This window comes from Paenibacillus sp. 3LSP, assembly GCF_032465655.1.
In the GTDB taxonomy this organism is placed as follows: domain Bacteria; phylum Bacillota; class Bacilli; order Paenibacillales; family Paenibacillaceae; genus Fontibacillus; species Fontibacillus barengoltzii.
Window position 1 is genome coordinate 1 of record NZ_JAWDJI010000258.1, and the last position, 20,788, is coordinate 20,788.

The 20,788-nt window shown below is 53.6% G+C and carries 14 protein-coding genes and 1 riboswitch; of the genes, 6 read left to right on the plus strand and 8 right to left on the minus strand.

Going from position 1 to position 20,788, the window contains the following annotated elements:
- Nucleotides 1–71: 71 nt before the first annotated feature.
- Together RW092_RS22270 and RW092_RS22275 are read right to left on the minus strand one after the other, a co-directional pair.
- Nucleotides 72–749: a class D sortase gene (locus tag RW092_RS22270; protein ID WP_316011337.1), complete on the minus strand. Its 678-nt coding sequence runs from the start codon at nt 747–749 to the stop codon at nt 72–74.
- 3 nt (nt 750–752) lie between these two features.
- Nucleotides 753–1,637, minus strand: coding sequence for a hypothetical protein (locus RW092_RS22275; protein WP_316011338.1), 885 nt, complete (start codon nt 1,635–1,637; stop codon nt 753–755).
- 184 nt (nt 1,638–1,821) lie between these two features.
- Between RW092_RS22275 and RW092_RS22280 the strand changes: the two genes are divergently transcribed.
- From RW092_RS22280 to RW092_RS22290, 3 genes are all read left to right on the plus strand, one after another.
- Nucleotides 1,822–1,995: a hypothetical protein gene (locus RW092_RS22280; protein WP_316011339.1), complete on the plus strand. Its 174-nt coding sequence runs from the start codon at nt 1,822–1,824 to the stop codon at nt 1,993–1,995.
- On the plus strand, nt 1,992–3,509 hold the full coding sequence (locus RW092_RS22285) for a hypothetical protein (protein WP_316011340.1): 1,518 nt from the start codon (nt 1,992–1,994) through the stop codon (nt 3,507–3,509). The genes RW092_RS22280 and RW092_RS22285 overlap by 4 nt, the downstream gene beginning before the upstream one ends.
- A gap of 550 nt (nt 3,510–4,059) precedes the next feature.
- The gene (locus RW092_RS22290) at nt 4,060–4,554 is read left to right on the plus strand and encodes a hypothetical protein (RefSeq protein ID WP_028537537.1); all 495 of its coding nucleotides are present in this window, start codon (nt 4,060–4,062) and stop codon (nt 4,552–4,554) included.
- A gap of 70 nt (nt 4,555–4,624) precedes the next feature.
- On the opposite strand, the gene RW092_RS22295 is transcribed toward RW092_RS22290, so the two are convergent.
- Nucleotides 4,625–5,929: a hemolysin family protein gene (locus RW092_RS22295; protein WP_316011341.1), complete on the minus strand. Its 1,305-nt coding sequence runs from the start codon at nt 5,927–5,929 to the stop codon at nt 4,625–4,627.
- A 255-nt stretch (nt 5,930–6,184) separates the two neighbouring features.
- Nucleotides 6,185–6,284, plus strand: a riboswitch (purine riboswitch).
- Between the two features lie 67 nt (nt 6,285–6,351).
- Here RW092_RS22295 and RW092_RS22300 point away from each other — a divergent pair.
- From RW092_RS22300 to pulA, 3 genes are all read left to right on the plus strand, one after another.
- On the plus strand, nt 6,352–7,788 hold the full coding sequence (locus RW092_RS22300) for an NAD(P)/FAD-dependent oxidoreductase (RefSeq protein WP_085170526.1): 1,437 nt from the start codon (nt 6,352–6,354) through the stop codon (nt 7,786–7,788).
- Between the two features lie 199 nt (nt 7,789–7,987).
- A complete protein-coding gene (locus RW092_RS22305) occupies nt 7,988–11,446 on the plus strand; it encodes a DUF6359 domain-containing protein (protein ID WP_316011342.1) in 3,459 nt (1,152 codons plus the stop codon).
- Nucleotides 11,447–11,938: 492 nt separating this feature from the next.
- On the plus strand, nt 11,939–13,963 hold the full coding sequence (gene pulA / locus RW092_RS22310; protein ID WP_316011343.1) for a type I pullulanase: 2,025 nt from the start codon (nt 11,939–11,941) through the stop codon (nt 13,961–13,963).
- A 390-nt stretch (nt 13,964–14,353) separates the two neighbouring features.
- Here pulA and RW092_RS22315 read toward each other — a convergent pair whose 3' ends face one another.
- From RW092_RS22315 to RW092_RS22335, 5 genes are all read right to left on the minus strand, one after another.
- Nucleotides 14,354–16,660, minus strand: coding sequence for a glycoside hydrolase family 65 protein (locus RW092_RS22315; RefSeq protein ID WP_316011344.1), 2,307 nt, complete (start codon nt 16,658–16,660; stop codon nt 14,354–14,356).
- 73 nt (nt 16,661–16,733) lie between these two features.
- The gene (gene pgmB / locus RW092_RS22320; protein WP_085170530.1) at nt 16,734–17,399 is read right to left on the minus strand and encodes a beta-phosphoglucomutase; all 666 of its coding nucleotides are present in this window, start codon (nt 17,397–17,399) and stop codon (nt 16,734–16,736) included.
- A gap of 117 nt (nt 17,400–17,516) precedes the next feature.
- Complete coding sequence (locus RW092_RS22325) at nt 17,517–18,554, minus strand: LacI family DNA-binding transcriptional regulator (protein WP_016313725.1); 1,038 nt, start codon at nt 18,552–18,554, stop codon at nt 17,517–17,519.
- A gap of 242 nt (nt 18,555–18,796) precedes the next feature.
- Nucleotides 18,797–19,546, minus strand: a complete 750-nt coding sequence (locus RW092_RS22330; protein WP_316011345.1) for a creatininase family protein — start codon at nt 19,544–19,546, stop codon at nt 18,797–18,799.
- Between the two features lie 22 nt (nt 19,547–19,568).
- The gene (locus RW092_RS22335) at nt 19,569–20,783 is read right to left on the minus strand and encodes an ABC transporter substrate-binding protein (protein ID WP_316011346.1); all 1,215 of its coding nucleotides are present in this window, start codon (nt 20,781–20,783) and stop codon (nt 19,569–19,571) included.
- Nucleotides 20,784–20,788 lie beyond the last annotated feature (5 nt).

Genomic DNA, 20,788 nt, shown 5'->3' on the forward strand with positions numbered 1-20,788 from the left:
TTGGGTTACCCAGAAACCTAAAAATTCTACTTGACATAGTACGCTGATATCTTAACAAGAAGAAGCGCCGGTCAGGAATCCGGCGCTTCTCCTATTAATTTTGCCGTCAGCAGCAATCGATCCGGGGCTGGCCCGACGTAGGTAAACGGGTAGCAGGTAATCAACGTCAGCACCGGCTCGGTGGAGGCCTGCACCGCATCGGCATCGTCCGCGTCAACGATTCTCCGGCCCGTCACTTCATAGACAAAGCTGCCGGCGGCAGTCTCCACTTCGATCCGATCCCCTGCCTGCAGCTTGCCGATGCTGCGAAATGCAGTATCCCGATGGCCGGCGAGAACGCTATTGCCGTTCTCTCCCGGGAGCGGGGTGCCGGTAACATGCCCGACCCCTTGCTTAAGAGGGGCGTTCCCGGTTCCCTCCAGGATTGCGTAACGCTGATCGAGAGAAGGGAAGGCGATCTTGCCAAGAAGCTCGCCATCCTCAGCGATCTGAGCAGGCGCAGCGGCTTTTCCATCACCGGCGGTCTGCTGAAGCTTGCTGGCCAAAGCGGGGGACAACGGATTTTCGTCTGCGGACCGTACCGCGCGATCCCCATCCGTCTCCCGCTGCAGTTCATCCCATTGCCGCAGAGCTTGCTGTGCCTCCAACGGAGCCTGGATCACTTGATAAATGGAGTAGGCCAATACAACCAGGGAGCAGGAAAATACCAGCCATGCAGCCATTCGTAATAACGAACGTTTGCGTCGCATTGTTTACTCCCGTCTGGATTTGCGGAGGAACATGCCGGTACCGACCGTAGCAATCAAGCTGACCAGAATCAGGTTATACCACGGATTCGCCGTTTGCGGCAGCTCCTTGATCATACCTGACCCGCCGTCGCCCGGTCCTGGCCCTGGATCAGCCGGCAGCTGCGGTTGAGGTGACTCCTCCGGCTGTGGTTGCGACTGAGGCTCCGGTTCCGGCAGAGTTGGATTTTCCGGCTGCTCCGGTGTAGAAGGACCAGGCTCTTCCCCGGAAGGGTTACCCGGTTGCTCCTCGGTGGGTTGGCCCGAATTCGTGCCAGGGTTGCCTGGAGGATTGCCGTTATTCCCTGGTGTTGGATCATTCGGCTGATTCGGCCCCTCGCCCGGAGGATTGGAGCCGCCTCCCCCGCCGTTTGACGGCTCCTCAGCATAGGCCGAGAAGGTGAACGCAATCGTTGCCGCTTTGCCTTGATATTCGTTGTCGGCCTCTTCCGGGAATTTCACGCTTAAATCCAGCTCGTTCTCCCCGCCGGCTGCAAGCCGTCCTAACGCAATTTCTTGTTGCTGCAGATGCAGTGCGCCGTCATAAATGACGGTGTCCCCATCCTTTACCGTTAACTCAAGGACATCGAAAAATTCGGTGTCCCCCGAGACAAAACGGGTCCGCACCTTGTAATCAAAAGCGATGCTGCCATCATTTGCGACCGTAAACGTCCGCTCAACCCGGTCCCCGGGCTTTAGATTGGTCATCGGCAGCTCGCTGTCAAGCTCCGTTCCGATCCGCAGCTTCAAGGTATCCGCGGCGCTGGCCTGTCCTGCATGCCACACCACCCCGACGAGGATGGACGCCGCGCAAATGGCTGCGGCGTATTTGCGGAAGCTTCGATACCTCATCCTTTTCAAATCGTCCCCATCCTTTCCCTTCCTTGCGATGTAGCCCTCACTCTGAAAAACTGCCGACGATGTTCAAGGCGTGTCGAGGGGTATCGCCATTCGTTAGAATGTTCGTTATAACGAACTGTTGTTTATGCTTATTATATCTCATTTTTCATAATTGGGAAGGGGGAATTCAGCCAGCTTGTTTCGGAAGCGAGGAAAAAATCCGCTGCTCATCCAGCGAATCAACGATGCCCGCAGTCCACTTCTCTGTGATATGATGAAGCTGGATGAAGAAGAGCTTTACGTACGGATAGATGTTGGAAGAGGTCGCGAGCCGGCTTTCGGCGGAAGATCAGGAGGGGTGACGGGATGAACGACAAGGGTGAATACGGAGATTCGCATCAAAATGAATTCGCTTACTTGGTGCAGGCGCTGCGGTTAGGCCTCGCTTGCCTGATGGAATACGTGCTGCTGCTTCCGGCATGGATCTTGTTCGCGGTGTTCCTGCGGCCGCCGGAGCTTCCGATCACGGGGCTTGGCCTGCTGCCATTGCTCTCGCTGGCCGGCGTCCTGCCTGGAGGCCGGCTGCGCAAGCTGTGGCAGCGCGGGGCTGTGAGCCTCGCCTTGGGCGCGGGTTATACCGCGGCCGCGGTTGCCTTTGCTTGGACAGGGGGCGCGAGCGCCCTGGGCTTCGGTGACGCCGCATCGGCCAGCCAGGAGTCTGCGCTGGCCTCCACCGCTATTGCGCTGCTGCAAACGGTGGCGCTGTTTGCCGCCGGCGTATTCTGCTCGCTGCAAGGGCTCACGGTTCGGAATCGCCAGGGCCATTTTCGGACGTATTGGGTTGGGCTAGGCCTCTATTTCTTGGCGGGGATCTTCTACCCGCGAATCGAAGCGCTGCAAGCGACGGTCCCGCTCATCACCTGGGCTGGCGTATTCAGCTTGGCCATGGCTCTGTTCGTGACGAACCATCAGTTTCTGCGCTACAGTTCGCAATCCGGCGATTCGGGAGAGCGGTTGCCTGCGGGTCTCCGCCGCCATAACCGTTTATTTGTCGGCGTGATCGTTATTGCCGCTGTGCTGCTGGCGGCTGGCGTGGGTCGGTGGATCGGCGATCTCCTGATGGCACTCATTCGAGCGGTCGTGAGCTGGCTGCTCCGGAAGCCGAAGAAACCCGAGCCATTAGATCCGCCGGGAGTGGAGGCCCCGCCGATGGAGCCCATGCTGCAGGTGGAGTCGCAGGATTCGGATTGGCTGGTGCGAATTTTAGATTATGCTTTTTATGTTTTTGGCGGCTTGCTGATGGCTGCATTGCTAGGTTTTGCGTTGTATTGGCTCTACAAGAACGCCGGGGGAATCTGGCGCAAGGCGATGGACCGCCTGCTTGCCCTGTTGCGCCGGGAAAGCGCCCCCGCGGAGCAGGCGGCCTTCCGCGATGAGGAGACGAGCCTGTTTACCTGGGAGTCTGCCTTGCAAGGATGGCGCAAGATCGGTGAACGCTTGCTGCGAACCGGGAAACCACCGGAGCGGTGGGAGGAGATGAAGGACAACCGGGAACGGGTGCGTTATTTGTATCGATTGTTTTTGCGTAAAGAGCATGAGCAGGGTTACCGGATTCAACCGCATTTGACCCCGCGGGAAACGGTGGAAGAGATCAAACAGGAGGCGGCCCGGCAGGCGGAAGCCGCTAAATTGGCCAGAGCCGGGAAGCGAAAGCGGCTTGTGGGTACCGGCGGCGGTACTACCGAGGCCGCGGAAGCGGCCGTCCGGCAAGAACTGGAGTCTACGGCCGACCCTTTGCTCCAACTGTATTATGGAACTCGATACGGTGAGGAGACCCCCGGAGATGAGGAAGTGGTGGAGCTGCGTCGGCGCCTGCTGCGGTAAATGAATATTCGCATTGCGTTAGTGATAAATAATGGAAATTAGTGATAAAAATAACTTACACTTGATTCATTTTCCTTTATTATCCTTTATGTGACAACAAAAAACATAAAGGAGCGGTTGAATGATGAAGAAAAGTTCGGTGTTATTGTTATCCATTGTGTTGTTGTTCGTTTCTTTGGGTACTGCTAATGCTAGCAATTATGAGAGAGTGTCAAGTTCTGCATCTATGGCTAATCAACTTGTTGATGTTAATGGTGTAAAAGACATCTTGTAAGTGAAGTTGAGGATATTGAGAAATCAAGATCGGCTTTAGCTCGTTCTTATTGGTTTAGTAAAGCTAACCTCAAGTTTTCATGGGAAGGGAACGGTATAGATACTACGATTGGAACAACCTGTTCTCTTTGGCTTGGGGCGATAAGAGGAAAATTATACGTCGATACCAAATTACCATATTGATCATATAAATAAAGAGAGACATCTTAAGTGTCTCTCTTTAATCCTTTAACCAACATGCATTTGTAACCTAACTTAGATTAAAAGGAGAGGCAGCATGAATACCAAGAACGTTGTGCTAACGTCTATTGGCCTCGGACTGATCGTGGTCATGATCGTTTTGATCTACAATCCATTTCGTTTTCACCAGGAGCCGAAAGTCTATAACTTTGCAATCGAAACAGCGGATCTGAGGATCAATGATATTGAGTTTGTGACTTATCCTAACTCTCTATATCTAGCAGATCATCATTTGGAAGTTGTGGGAGACAACAAGCATTTTACCGGTGTTGCTTACGGATTAACTATTGGGGGGAAATCTATTCTTTCTATAAGCCAAGCGGACGATCCTTTTATGTTACCCGACTCTTTTCAGGGAAAGATCTATTATAGTACACGTAATTTAATCCAAGGCGTTAAGGTTGGGCCTCACGATTCCGTTTATGTCGAAATTGCTTATGAGGTGAACGGGGTTCCCCGAAAAATCACGGGTACCGTCAAAGTAAGCGATATTGTTAAGTCTGCGGATCAGAAAAAAATAATTCGGCTTTAATCGCACTTAAGCCTTAATCAAAAACGCGAGCCTGCAGAGAATTTACTCTGTGCTCGCGTTTTTTTTAACATTATGAGCCGTGCTTTACGATCTCAAGCTTCTTGAAGCGGTGTGGTTCCTTCTCCAACAGCTTGAAGGTTAAATCCTCATGCTCCAGCGTGTCTCCAACATCCATCGATGGATTTCTGCCATAGAGCCAACCGCCGATGGTATCCACTTCTTCTGTGCTCAGGTCGGTTAGCAGCACTTCGTTGATCTGATTTACCGTCACGGTGCCAAGGGCTACCACATGCGATTCGTCCAGCTGGACAATCGGATCTTCCTCTTCTTTATCGAACTCGTCGCGGATTTCCCCGACAAGCTCCTCCAGAATATCTTCCAGAGTAACGAGACCGGCGGTTCCTCCGTATTCGTCGATCAGGATCGCCATATGGGTGCCTTCCTTCTGCATCTTCTTCAGCAACTCATTCACTGGAGTAACCTCGGAGACAGCCATCACCGGCTGCAGCAGAGCGGAAAAATCCAGATTTGGATTGTGATCATAAGCCAAGAAGAACTGCTTCGTATTTACGATCCCGATGACGTTATCCTTGCTGCCATCCACAACCGGAAAACGGGTGTATTGTTGTTCCCGGATGATTTCCAAGTTCTCCTGCCGCGTCTTGTCCGTATATAAACACACCATATCGGTGCGAGGTACCATGATTTCCTTGGCGAGCAAATTATCAAATGCGAAAATTCGATTCACGTAGCCAAATTCGCTTTGATTAATTTTGCCGCTTTCGAAGCTTTCGTTAATGATGATCTGCAGTTCTTCCTCAGAGTGCGCTTCCTCATGCTCGGAGGCCGGCTTGACGCCGAACAGGCGCACGAGCTGGTTGGCAGAACCGTTTAGGGCCCAAATGAAAGGGCGCATGACTTTCGTAAAAAGAATTAAAGGCTTGGCTGTAATCATGGCAATTTCTTCAGCTTTGCGGATCGCCACGGTTTTAGGGGCCAACTCACCTACCACAACGTGAAAATACGTGATGACGACAAACGCGATAATAAACGAAAGCGCGCTGCCAACTGCCTCAGGTACGTTCAGGCTGTGGAACAGGGGATGCAGCATGCTCTCCACCGTTGGTTCTCCCAGCCATCCGAGTCCCAGCGCGGTGATCGTAATTCCGAGCTGGCAAGCTGATAGAAATCCGTCCAGGTTTGAGGTGACCTGCTTGACGGCAACGGCACCCTTCCGTCCTTCCGCCACAAACTGATCAACCCGGCTTCCCCGGACCCGAACGATCGCAAACTCTACCGCGACGAAAAACGCCGTTAACGCGATAAGTAAAACGACCAAAACCACATTCAAAACCAAATACCTGTCACTGTCCATTCGATGCATCTACTCCTCGATAATTTAATATAATGACGTGAATCTATCACTATTATACAATAAACTCCCTTCTTCATGCGAACCTGCTCATAAGGTAGATAGGGTATTAATGTTCGTGTTTTCGGTGCAGGTTGTGAAATTAGCCACGTTTTTATCTTTTGTTTTGTTTCAAAACACGAATATTTGATTTAATTTTATCTTGACTTATCCGTTTATCGCGCTTATACTCAGGTTGTTCCAAAACAAAAACAAGTCCATAGAAATAGAGAACAAGTTCGTATATCCTCAATAATATGGATTGAGGGTCTCTACAAGGAACCATAAATTCCTGACTACGAATAGGGTGCATACGCATACCTATGAGAGGTCAGGAATTTTTTTTATTTATCATGTGAATGATTAACCATCTCAGGAGGATACAGATGAGCAAATACGATGTCATTGTAGTGGGAGCCGGCCCTGCCGGAATTTTCGCCTGTTACGAACTGACCCGGAAAGCGCCGCATTGGAAGGTGCTTCTGGTGGACAAGGGGCACGATATCTATCGCCGCCGTTGCCCGATCTTAGAGGAGAAGATTACGCTTTGCCCGCCTGCGGCCGGGCGTAAGGAATTTGCCGGTTGCTTGCCGGCCTGCTCGATCACGGCTGGATTTGGCGGGGCTGGAGCATACAGCGACGGGAAATTTAATATTACCACGGAATTCGGCGGTTGGCTGAGCGATTACATTGCGCCGTCCAAGGTGCTGGATTTGATCAAATACGTCGATGCGATCAACCTGGAGCACGGGGCGACGACCACCATCACCGATCCGATGACCGAAGCGGTCCGACAAATCGAGCAGCGCGGATATGCCGCCGGGCTCAAGCTGCTGCGAGCGCAGGTGCGCCATCTGGGGACTGAGCAGAATCTGGAAATCCTGAAATCGATCTACGAATATCTCAACACGCGCATTGATATGCTGTTTAAGGCCGAAGTGGAGGACCTGATCACGGAAAAAATCGAGGGAAGCCACCAAGTCCGAGGGATCACGCTGAAGAACGGCGAAACGTATGAGGCCGATCTGGTGATGGTCGCTCCAGGCCGGGACGGTTCTGCGTGGTTAACCGAGATACTGAAGAAGCGTCGCCTGAAAATGACGAACAATCAGGTAGACGTTGGCGTTCGCGTAGAGACCTCCGATGTGGTGATGCGGGAGATCAACGAGCATTTGTATGAGGGCAAATTTATTTTCAACACTTCGGTTGGTACGCGGGTACGCACGTTCTGCAGCAATCCTTCCGGACATGTCGTGGTCGAGAACCACAGCGGCGTGATGGCGGCCAATGGCCACTCCTATAAAGATCCAGCCTTGGGTTCGCAGAATACCAACTTCGCGCTGCTCGTATCACATCGGTTTACTGAACCGTTTGATAAACCTAACGAGTATGCGCGGGAAATTTGCCAGCGGGCCAACGATCTATCAAACGGCGGGGTCATCGTGCAAAAGTACGGCGATATCCTGCGCGGACGCCGCTCTACCGCTGCGCGGATTGCCGAAGGCTTCCTGGAGCCAACGCTGAAGGAAGCGGTGCCGGGTGATCTCGGCCTGGTGCTGCCGTACAATACGATGAAGAGCTTGATCGAGATGGTCGAGGCGCTCGATAAAGTGACGCCGGGGATTGCCTCGGAGCATACGTTGTTCTACGGGGTAGAGGCGAAGTTTTATTCGGCCCGTCCGAAGCTGAGCGAATCGCTGGAAACGGAAATCAGCGGCCTGTTCTGCGGCGGCGACGGCGCAGGAATTACTCGCGGCTTAGCTCAAGCGGGAGCAGCTGGAGTATGGATCGCCCGCGGAATGATCGAGAAAGCAGGAGTATAAGACATATCGTCATACGGGTACAGTCCTTGAAACAGAGGGGCCGTACCCGTTTTTCTTTCATTGTGAAGCGTTGAGGTTTATAAAGAGAGGGATGATTTTACATAATTTTAATCGACAGGAAATAATGCTCAATTTTAAAATAAGTATGATGAGGAGGTAGTCCATCAAAAACAAGCGCATGGGGAGGAATCGATAATTTATGGGTAAGGGCAAGGCGAACGCTTGGCGCAGGAAATGGTTAGGTTTCTTATTAGCCGGTGCATTAACCGTAACCGGGTTGCCGGGGTGGGCATCCCAAGCGGCAGCACAGCCTGCCGATGTGGCAGTGGATATATCGACGGCCGGGACAGGGGCGCAGATTAACGCAGCACCAAACAGCAGCGAGGCCTTGCTGCAAATCGCTGCCGCTCCGCTCAGCGTTGCGGAGGCGATTGCCAAAGGGAACAGCGGCGAAGTTGCGGAAGTGGCCGGCATCATCGTGGGCCATGCGACAGGATCGCTTACGGCGGACTTTGAGGCGCCCTTTGGCAACGATTTTAACTTCCTGATTGCCGATACGGCTGGGGAACAGGATAAGACGAAGCTCATCGACGTACAGATTCCTTCCAGCTTCAGAGCGGAGTTCGGCCTGCAAAGCAACCCGGATTTGATCGGGAAGTCGGTGGTCGTATCGGGTTCACTGGCGGCGTACAACAATTTTGCGGGATTAAAGAATGTAACCGAGATTTCATTATCCCAAGACCAGCCGGGAGAACCGGGTGAAGACCCTGGCGAGGATCCCGGGGAGGACCCGGGTCAAGATCCAGATCCGGGTGACATCCCCGAGCTTCCGGACGGCAACGGCAAGAAGGTGCTGTTTGACAACGCCCACGGCCAAACCGCCGGAGCAGCGGATTGGGTCATTGACGGCGGGTTCTCTGACTTTGCCGATGGGCTGCGGGCGGCCGGTTTTACGGTAGAATCGCTGGACCGCCCAATCCCATATACGTTTGGGGAAACGGCGATTACCTACGAAACATTGGAGCCTTATGACGTCTTTGTGATTCCTGAAGCGAACATTCCGTTTAAGACCGCTGAGCAGGAAGCATTGGTGCAGTACGTGGAAAATGGCGGCGCTGTATTCTTCATCTCTGACCATTATAATGCTGACCGTAACAAAAACCGCTGGGACGCCTCTGAGGTGTTTAACGGTTATCGCCGCGGGGCCTACGAAAATCCGGCGAAAGGGATGACAACCGAAGAGGCCAATTCACCTGCGATGCAGGGGGTGAGCAGCTCCGACTGGTTAGCAGACAACTTTGGCGTTCGCTTCCGCTATAACGCGCTGGGTGACGTGAATGCAACGGATATCGTCAGCCCTTCGCAATCGTTTGGCATTACGGCGGGCGTAGATGCGGTCGCCATGCATGCAGGGTCAACCGTGGCCATTCTCGATCCGCAGAAGGCCAAAGGACTTGTTTACGTCCCTACCGGCGTTCCGGCCTGGGGGAATGCTGTTGATGAAGGCGTCTATAATGGCGGCGGCCGGGCGGAAGGCCCTTATGCAGCCATCGCCAAGCTGGGGCTTGGGAAGGCCGCGTTTATCGGCGATTCTTCGCCGGTGGAAGACGCAACACCCAAGTATGTACGGGAAGAAAACGGCCAGAAGAAAACGACGTATGACGGCTTCAAGGAAGTGGACGACGGACTGTTCCTGGTGCAAACCGTGAAATGGCTGGCATATGACGAGAACTATACTTCCTTTGATCAGGTGCCGGGACTGGTGCTGGATACACCAACTGTGCTGGACGCAGACGAGGAGCCCGCGGCCACAACCGAGCCGCAGCCGGAGCCGTGGGCACAGCCTGCACCCGGATACAAGTGGTATGATCCGGCTACGTTTAAGCCGGGTTCGTACGGTTCGTCGCAAGCACCGGAAACAGAGCCGACGTTTGCCTTTGTCCATCAAGCGCAGTTGCCAAGCCAGCAAGAATTTCAGATCCGCGTGACTGCAGACGGCTTAACGCCGGGGCAGACGGTATCCGATTTGCGGGTAGGCATCTACCTGGCCGGCGGCGAGCAGATCGCCCGATTCCAGAATGCGGACGGCAGCTGGTCGGATTACAATTACAGCCCGGCGTTTTCGCTCACAGGCGATTCCTTGGGTCATGCATCTAAGGATTTGACCGTTCAGTTGAAGCCGGGGGTAACCGCCACAAGCGCTAACTTACGTCTGAAAAAAGGCAGCGCGAACGAGCTCACGAAGCAGGTGGAGATTGCAAATGTGGATGCCGAGCCGTTGCCGGGCGACCATCCGCCGGTGCCGGAGCTGAGCACGATTGCCGCAGCGCGTGAGGCAGCAGAAGGAACGGTTGTCACGGTTCAAGGAGTGATTATTTCCGAACCGGGGGTATTTGGCGGTCAAGGCTTCTATTTGCAGGACGAGACAGGAGGCATTTACGTCTTCCAAACGGCAGCGGGATATCATGCCGGTGACCTGATCCGGATCAGTGCAACCCGCACATTGTACAACGGGGAAGTGGAACTGGAGAATCCGGTGCTGATCGAGAAGCTGGGAACGGCCCCGCTGCCGCAGCCGCAGGTTCAGGAGGCGGTGACAGAGGCGAACCAGGGTCAGCTAATCACCCTGACTCATGTCGTAGTGCAGGATGTGGTTGCGGCTACTCCGGCAGGTTCCTTTGAATTTAACGCCGTTCGCGAAGATGGCAGCACGACCCGGGTGCGGTTTGACGGCCGCACCGGAGTGACGATGGATGCCTTTGTGGCGCTGTACCCGGAAGGTACGTCTGTGGATATTAGCGGGGTCGCCTCCGTCTATCGAGGAACCTACCAGTTGAAGCCGCTGGCCTTGGCTGATGTCGTGCCGAGCACCACCGAAGCGGATTTGACGGCTCCGGTGACGGAACGCGATGTCGCAGGGAAGGAGGGCGCAGATGTCTATAATCAGACGGAAGTTACGGTTACGTTCAACGCAGAGGATGAAGGAGGCAGCGGTTTGGACCGGACGGAGTACCGGGTGAATGGCGGGGAGTGGATTCCGTATACCGAACCGCTGGTGCTTGCAGACGATGGGAAGTATACGATAGAATATCGCTCCGTAGATCGGGCAGGTAACGAGGAAGCGCCCAAGACGCTGTACATTAACGTAGATCGCCTGGCGCCAGAAGTGACGTTCACCGGGGATCAGCAAGTGCTGCAGGTTGCTTCGAGTGTTCCTTTTCACGTTGATGTAAATGACGCGGTCAGCGGGCCAAAATCAACGGCTTACCGGCTTGACGGACGAACCATCACAGGGGTTGCGGAAATCGTTCCGTTCTCGCTGTCGGTTGGTACTCACAAACTGACGGTGCAAGCAACGGATGCAGCGGGACATACCATGTCGGTGGATTTTACGTTCCAAGTGACCATCGACATTGCGCACTTAGATGAGCTGGTGGACATGGGCAAACATCACGGCTATTTCTTAACGAATGGCACGGCCACCAGCCTGCAAGCCCAAATCGCCTCGCTGCAAAAGGCCAAAACTCCACTGGAGCGCGACATCAAGCTCAAGGCGCTGAAGATAACGGTCAGCGTCCAAAGCGGATTAACCATCAAACAGAGCTTCGCAAATCTGATGCTGGAGGATTTGGAGTATATCGGGGGAGAGGCGGCTTAAGCGGTATTGCGTGCAAAAAGGTCGATCAGGATGAAGTTTCTGATCGACCTTTTTAGTTTGTATGGAGTAACCATCCCCTCTATTGTGCAAACGATTGACCTAATCTTGGTGCTGGTGATATAATCCAGCATATAAAGAGAAGTAAACGTTTTCGTTAAAGCGAGCTTGGCCCTGCATTGGCACAGAGCATGGAAAAGAAGAAGCTCAAAGAGTAAGTAACGACAGAGCGCCCGTTGTCTATGAATATTTGAAACCGCCTGTGGGGGATGATGATTACATGTTCCTGACACAGCTTGTGGAACGTTTCGGGGAAAAGTAGCCATATGATGAATGAGCATACTCCAGAGGGCGAGGGATTCAGCGGTATGGACAACAGGTTTTTACGGGGATTTGTCTGCATCGGGCTTAGCTTCTTAACTGTGTGCGGGCGAAATTCTTCGGACTTCAAATGAAACACGTGCTGCTGAATTTAACGGGATTGGAGTGAGGATGTTGTCGGTACAAAAAGAGTTTCACGGTACCATCGATTACGGAGATGTGACGGTCACCGGGGGAATCTCGGTGTTTGATGCGAAGTTTGATGAGATGTATGTATACGATGGTGATGATTTAGGTGCAGTGTATGCCCCGGAAGAAACTCGTTTTCGTCTGTGGGCCCCCACCGCTTCCGAAGCCTTCGTCGTTCTGTACGAAACGGAGGACGGAATGCCGGTGAAGGAGCTGCCCATGAAGCGGGATGTGCAAGGAACGTGGACCCTGACGGTAGCGGAAGATTGCGGGGGATTATTCTATACGTACCGTGTGAAGGTGGGGGAGCAGTGGAACGAGGCCGTTGACCCTTACGCGAAAGCGGTGGGGGTGAACGGGACAAAGACGGCGATCCTGGACCTGCGCAGCACCAATCCAGAAGGATGGGAGAACGATCAGAAGCCGCCGCTGGCTTCACCGACGGATGCGGTGATCTATGAGCTGCATGTTCGAGACCTGTCGATTCACCCGCAAAGCGGCATCCGTGAAAAAGGCAAGTTCCTCGGCTTGACCGAGGAAGGCACTCGGGGCCCAAATGGCATTCCGACGGGACTCGACCATATTACTGGACTTGGCGTCACGCATGTGCAGCTGCTGCCGATCTATGATTACTCGCAGGAAAGTGTGGATGAGAGCCGTCTGGATGAACCCCATTACAATTGGGGATACGATCCTCAGAATTATAACGTACCGGAGGGCTCCTACTCGACGGACCCCCACAATCCGGCTGCCCGGATCCTTGAGCTGAAACGTCTCATCCAAAAGCTGCACGCCCGCGGACTACGCGTGATTATGGATGTGGTGTACAACCATGTATATGATGGATATCTGATTCATTTCACGAAGCTTGTGCCGGGTTATTACTTACGGTACAAGGCGGATCGGACGTTCTCCGACGGAACATTTTGCGGGAACGAGTGCGCCTCCGAACGGCCGATGATGCGAAAATATATTATCGAGTCGATCCTGCACTGGGTGCGGGAGTATCATATCGATGGGTTCCGTTTTGATTTGATGGGAATGATCGACATCGAAACGATGAATGAAATCCGTCGGCGGTTAGACGAAATCGACCCCACGATTCTGACAATCGGGGAAGGCTGGATGATGGAGACAGTGCTCCCCAAGGAGCTTCGGGCCAACCAGGACAACGCCGAGAAGCTGCCGGGCATCGGCATGTTTAACGACGGGATGAGGGATGCGGTGAAAGGGGATATTTTTATCTTTGACCGCAAAGGCTTCATCAGTGGCGGTGACGGCTTCGAGGACGGCGTGAAGCGCGGCGTAGCCGGGGGAATTAACTATGGGGGGCAGCTCAGACAGTTCGCGGTCGAGCCGGTTCAATCGGTGAACTACGTGGAGTGCCATGATAATCATACGTTATGGGACAAAATCGAGCTGTCTACGCCGGGCGCTTCGGACGAAGAACGCCGGGCGATGCACCGGCTCGCCTCCGCGATCGTGCTGACAAGCCAGGGCATCCCGTTCCTCCACGCCGGTCAGGAATTTATGCGTACGAAGGGCGGCGTGGAGAACAGCTATAAATCGCCCATCGAGGTCAACTGGCTCGATTGGGAGCGCTGCGCTGCGCATCAGGACGACGTGTCCTATATGCGCAGCCTGATCGCCTTGCGCAAAGCGCATCCCGCGTTCCGCCTGAAGACGGCGGACGAGATTCGAGCGCATTTGCGCTTTGAGGCAGCGCCGCCGCACGCCGTGGCGTTCACGCTGCGCGACCACGCCGGTGGCGATCCCGACCGCCACCTGTACGTGCTCTACAACGCGAACCCGGGCGCGTTGTCGCTGGAGCTGCCCGCCCTCGGACCGTGGGAGGTCCGGTTTGGCGGCGAGCACGTGCTCGCGCTGGAAGCGGGCGCGAGCGGTGAAGCTGCAGCGGCGTCGCCCGCTGCAGCAGGGGGGCCTCCAGCCGGCGGAGCACGGCTGGAGGTGCGCGGGGTCGGCGTCGTCGTCCTCGCCGTCCCGCGGTAATCGCGCAAGGGCGAGGGGCACGAGCCCCGTTGCCCTTGGCATTGCGCCGGCGGCCGGCTGAGCCTTGCCTGCCGGCGATGGCGGCGTACGCGGAAATAAGCCTCATATTCCCCTTATTTCCGCGTACACGCCCCATTTGAACAAAATAGCGGTATTTGATGGCCTTATTCTCCCGCAGGAGCCCCCAAATGGGGCTTTTTGCTCCTGCCGGACCGAAATAAGGCCATTTTTTACCGCTATTTGTTCAAATGAAGCTCAATCGCCGGAAATAAGGGAACTTATTACCGTTATTATTCCCTGGGGCCCCCGCAACGCCGGGCGCCCCCAAAAACCAACCCCCACGGCAAAGCCATGGGGGTTGGTTCAATAAATTCAGCTCAGCGCCGCAGGTTACTGGCGCTTCGCTTGCACTTGGCTGTTCGCATCGACCGTGTAGCTTTGGTCGTAAATGCGGATCGCTGCTGGCGTATCGGATTCGTTCGTGACGATGATGCTGTCGGCAGTGGCGTTGACTTTCAGCCGAGCGCCGCGGAACATCACCTTAAACGAGAACGAGGTCCAGTGCGACGGGATGAACGGGCGCAGCACCAGCTCGCCTTCGTGAACGCGCAAGCCGCCGAAGCCTTGCACGATCGCCATCCAGGTGCCGGCCATACTGGTGATATGGCAGCCGTCTTCGGTGTCGTTATTGTAGTTGTCGAGATCCAGGCGCGCGGTGCGCAGGTACATCTCGTAGGCCTTCTCCTGGTAGCCCAGCTCGCAGGCAAGAATCGCATGCACGCAAGGGGAGAGGGAGGACTCGTGAACGGTCATCGGCTCGTAGAAGTCGAAGTTGCGTTTTTTCGTATCCAGGTCGTACCGGTCGCTCAAGAAATACAAGCCTTGCAACACATCCGCTTGCTTAATGAAGCACGAGCGCAAAATCCGGTCCCAAGACCAGTTCTGGTTCAGCGGCAGATGCTTCGGATCCAGATCCTTCACTTGAATCAGTTCTTTATCCAGGAAGCCGTCCTGCTGCAAGAATACGCCGCGCTCCTCATCGTACGGATAATACATATTGTCGATGATGTGCTGCCATTGCTTCGTTTCCGCTTCTTGAAGCCCCAGCTTCTCCACAAGCGCCGCATAGTGCGCAGCATCTTGGGCTTTGAGCTCTTCCAGCACTTCCAGCGTGTATTCGAGCGTCCAGGCAGCGATCCGGTTCGTGTACCAGTTGTTGTTGACGTTGTTCTCGTATTCGTTCGGGCCGGTGACGCCAAGCATCACGTATTTGCCCTTCACTTGCGAGAAGTTCACGCGTTCTTCCCAGAAGCGGGAGATTTCAACGAGGACTTCCAGGCCGTATTCGCCCAGATAGGCTTTATCCCCTGTATAGTTAACGTAGTTATAAATCGCATATGCGATCGCCCCGTTCCGATGGAGCTCCTCAAATGTGATTTCCCATTCGTTGTGGCATTCCTCGCCGTTCATCGTTACCATCGGGTAGAGCGCGCCTTTTGTGAAACCAAGCTTTTGGGCGTTCTCTTTGGCTTTTTCCAAATGCTTATAGCGGTAAATCAGCAGGTTGCGGGCGATATCGGACTCCGCTGTGCTGAGGTAGAATGGCAAGCAATAAGCTTCCGTATCCCAATAGGTGCTGCCGCCGTATTTTTCACCGGTGAAGCCCTTAGGCCCGATGTTCAGTCGGTCGTCCTCGCCGCTGTAGGTTTGGTTTAATTGAAAAATATTAAAACGAATCGCCTGCTGCGCCGCCACGTCACCTTCGATGATGATGTCGCTCATTTCCCATTTCTTCGCCCAAGCTTCTGCTTGCTCTTTCTTCAGCGTATCGAAGCCGGCCTCTTTCGCGGAGTGCAGGGCGGCCGTGCCCACTTTCACCAACTCGCCAAGCCCATGATCGCGGGAGGTCACATTCGCAACATATTTGTACAACGTTACCGTCTCACCGGAAACGGCGGGTACCGCGACTTCGGCGGAGACAAACTTCTCTTGCTCGTGGAACGCAGGGGTGAGCTCCAGGCGTTTTCCACCTTGCTCCACATCAAATGCCATCACCGAGGTGACGTGGAAGTCGAGCTTCTTCGTCTTGACGGTTAAGTAGGAGACGTCGGTACCGGCGGATTTTTCCACCTCAAGCCAGAATTTCTCATCATAGTTGGAATCCTTATTCATGACGTCGCCGTCGAGATAAGGCGCGAAGCGCAGTTCCCCGTTGAAGTTGAGCGGCGTTACCGCGTAACGGATGGCCCCGATCTCATGACGTACGATGCTGACGAATCGCAGTGCTTCCACAGCCAGTTCCTTGCCGTCCTTCATCACGGCGGTAAAGCGGCGGTAGAGGTAACCTTCCTTCATGTTCAACTCTCGAACGAAATCCTTCACCTGACATTCGGCCAAATCCAGCGCGACGCCGTCTACAAATACGTTAATGCCAATCCAGTTCGTGCTGTTCAGCACTTTGGCAAAATATTCGGGATAACCGTTCTTCCACCAGCCCACCCGGGTTTTGTCCGGATAATACACGCCAGCCATGTAGCTGCCTTGCAGAAAAGGGCCGCTGTACTGCTCCTCGAAATTCGCACGTTGACCCATATAACCGTTGCCGATACTGAAGATACTTTCCGAAATTTCATGATTCGCCGGATCAAACGATTCTTCCAGAATGGACCAGGGATCCACTTTCAAATACTGTTTCACATTAACCGCTCCTTTAGTCATTTCAAATAGATTAGTCTGTAAAAAAAGAACGAGAGGTATTCACACTTGGGGCTTATTCCGCGCTCGCGGCGATTTGCTGCAGCAGGGTAATCGAAACATCGCCCAGCGAGGAGACAACCCGATCCGCTTGCCCCAGCGTATCGGGCGAACCGATGCCAACGCAGCGCATACCCGCACGACGGGCCGCTTCGATGCCGGCCTCCGCATCCTCGAACACGACGCATGCTTCGGGGGCGACGCCCAGCTCCGCAGCGCCTAGCAGGAACACCTCCGGATCAGGCTTGGCACTGGTGGTGCGGGTGCCGTCGATGATCGCGTCAAAGTACGGGGTCAGCCCGGTATTCCGCAAAATGATCGGGGCGTTCTTGCTCGCTGAACCAAGCGCGGTCTTCAATCCGTTAGCCCGGCATTGCTGCAAGAACTCCAGCGCTCCCGGCAAAATTTCCGACGCGTCCATTTGGGAGATGTACTCGACATACCAGTTGTTTTTGCGTTCAGCCAGCTCTTGCTTGACGTGGTCTTCCAGTTGAAGACCGCCCACGCTAAGCAAGATGTCGAGCGAGGCCATGCGGCTGACGCCCTTCAGCTTCTCATTGTCCTGTTCGGTAAATTCGAAGCCGAGCTCCGCGGCCAGCCGTTTCCAGGCGAGGTAGTGATATTTCGCGGTATCCACGAGCACGCCGTCGAGATCAAATAAACAAGCTTGAATGGGATTCATAATGAACCTCCTCTATGTTGAATATTGGTGCAAACGTTTGAACAAAGCGTGAAAAATAAAGGAAGCATGTGCTTCCGTTTATTTTTTCGTAACCAATGTTTAATGCAGCCTGTTGCCTCAAAGCTTCTTGGGTACCGAATACATCGACGACTCGCGAACCATCAGCCGATGCGGAATGATCTGCCTTTTCGGATAGGCCTTGTCGTTGTTGTTCTGCACCGCTTGAATCAGCACTTGCGAGGCCGTGTAACCCAGATTGTAAATGCCGATATCCATGCTGCTCAGCGGTGGGGTTGAGAGCTCGGACAACGGGATGTTGTTGAAGCTGACCAGGCATAAGTCTTCAGGTACCTTGTACTTCAATTCGTGCAGGCCGCGAAGCACGCCAAACGCTACGACGTCATCGATCATGACCAGGGCCGTCGGACGGTCCGGTAGATTCATGAAGAACGACATAGCCCGATAGCCGCTGTCCTGCAAAAACTCACCTTCGACAATCCATTCGGGCCGACTCTCCAAGCCTGCATCTCGAAGCGCATCCTGATAGCCCTTCAATCGGTCCTTGGAAACGACGAGCTCCGGTGGTCCGCTGACGAACCCGATCCGTTCGTGGCCTAACGCGATCAAATGCTTCGTGGCGTCGTACGACGCCTGGATATTATCGTTATCCACCGTTAAAATATCAGGATATTCTTCGCTGCGCCCAATGAGTACAAACGGATGACCCCCTTGATGGAGGAACTCGATCACCGGATCGTTCTGCCGGGAATACAGCAAGATGACCCCGTCCACCCGGCGGCCGTTCAGCAGTCTGGATACACTTTCGACTTCCTCTTTCTCATTGGCTCCGGAGCTGATCAGCACGTCGTAGCCCAAGCGGCTGGCTTGGGTGACAATGCCGCGAATCAGTTCCATGAAGAAGAAGTTAGAGAACAACTCCTCGGCGGACTTTGGCAGCAGGATACAAATGCTATTTGTCGTTTTGGAGACCAAACTCTTGGCCATAATGTTAGGGTGATAGCCAAGTTGGTCCATAATGAGCTTTACTTTACGCGAGGTCTCCTCGCTGATTCTAGGATGATTGGACAGCACCCGGGACACGGTAGAGGGCGATACGCCGGCCTTTTTGGCAACATCCTTAATGGTGACAGCCATAAAAAACCTCCTCTGTGGAACCGTTTGCTTTACACTGTAATATTAATCTATAGATTGCCGAAAGTAAATAGATAAAACCGTGCCAGAGGCGTTATAGAGTCGGAATTTCGTCCATTTCTTAGCGGAAAATCACCTTTAATTCAAACAAACGTTTGCGCACGGAATAGGTTAAGGAGAGGTGCAAAAAAGAAGCTGCCCCTTCGGCTAAGCTAGCCTCGGGACAGCTGATTGATGCGGGACTATTATTGATTCAAACCATACTTCCAATCTTTTTTGTCCATTTCGCGAATGAAGTTTTCCAGAACATTCAGAACGGCTTCTTCCAGCAGCTTACCTTTTTCTTTGGTCGCGACGCTTGGATCTCCGGAGGCACCGGTATTCGTAAGCTCTTCGAAGCGCCATTTGATCTCGACGAATTCCGGCAGTTCCGGAACAACGCCCTTGGCGTGCTCCATCTCGATCCATTCTTCGAATAAGGCCAGCCCCATCGAGGTTTCACCTTCGCCGGCATGACCGAGCCCATTCCATACGTCAAACGTCCCTTCCGGCACCATTTTCCCAGCCGCTACCCACCAATCATTAAGACTGGCGATCGTTACATGGGGATGTTGCACTTTGACTGCGCGGGCAGCCAACTCAATCGGTGCGATATTGCCGTCATGGCCGTTCATGATGATGATCTTGGTGATGCCATTTCGGACGATTTCGTTAAGGATGTCTTTAATGACGTTGGTGATTGTTTCCGGGGTCAGGCTGACGGTAAACGGAAATTTGTTGTAGTGCTCACTGAGTCCGTAGTTAATCGGCGGCAGCACCATCAGGCCTTCGACGCGTTCAGCAAGCTTCTCGCTGAGAATGTTGGAGATCAGGGCATCCGTTCCGAATGGCATATGATTACCATGATTTTCAAAGGCTCCTACCCCAAAGATGACTTTGTCGATTTTACTGTTCTTATACTGGTTACCAGTCATTTTTGTTCCGATCAATGCCATTGCACATACACCTCTTTCTTATTTATTTTTCTGGAGTAATATTTTTGCGGAACTCAAATTTACCATCTTTAACTTCAATGATCGTGACGCTCTTGTCAGGTACACGTCCGGAGCCATAGCTGATTTCACCTGTGACAGTTTTAAATCCCGAGGTTGCGTTCAAAGCATCGCGAATCGCTTTAGGGTCTTCGCTGCCTGCTCGTGTAATCGCATCAGCGATCAGGTACATCGTATCGTATCCGAGTGCGGCAAAAGCGTTCTCTGGGGCGTTTCCGGTTTTGTCGGTATAAGCCTTCACGAAATTTTGCACTTTTTCATCGCTGTTTTCCAGAGCAACGTGGGTGGCGAAGAACACGTTGTTCGTTTGCGGCGTGCCGCCCATTTCGATCAATGCCGGAGTATCGAAGCCGTCGGCACTGAGGATTGGAGTTTCGATTCCCATATCACGAATTTGCTTCACCACGATTCCGGCTTTGTCAGGAAGGGCAGATACCATCAGGACGTCCGGCAACTCAGGCAAACTTTTCAGACGGGTAATTTGAGCGGAGAAGTCAGTGTCGGCAGCTCCGTCGTATTTGTCTTCGAGTAAGATCTCGCCGCCCTTGGATGTAAAGCGATCTTTAAAAAATGCGGAAACGTTAACGGTAAAGTCGGAGGACGTATCCGTCAGAACCCATGCTGTTTTCGCCCCCAGTTCGTCCATGGAAAAATCGGAGATGGCATAGGATTGTGCGTCATCGCCAAAAGCCGCCATATACATAAAGTCACCGACCTGTTCAGGAATCAGCGGGGAGGTGGCCCCGGAGGTAATGAAAGGAACTCCGGCTTCCTGGGCTACCGGTCCGGCAGCAAGGACATAAGTCGTATCGCTAAATCCGGCAACGACGGGTACCTTCTCCACATCGATCAATTCTTGCATGCCGTTGGTCGCGGAGATGGTTTCCGTTTTGGCATCGATCGAGACGACCTTGACCTGCTTGCCATTAATGCCTCCGTTCGCGTTAATCTCTTCGGCTGCCAGTTGGAACCCGGCCAGCGATGGTCCGTCCAGGGAAGCTTGTCCACCGGTCACATTATACAAGGCGCCGATTTTGATCTCGCCTCCGCTGCGAACCGAATTGCTCTCCCCATTCGCGGACGCCGCGTTGTTTTCCTTGGAGGAAGTATTACTCCCCCCGTTGCTGCAAGCGGATAAAACTAGCATGATAATCGTTAAAAATGCGATCATTTTTTTCATAAGCC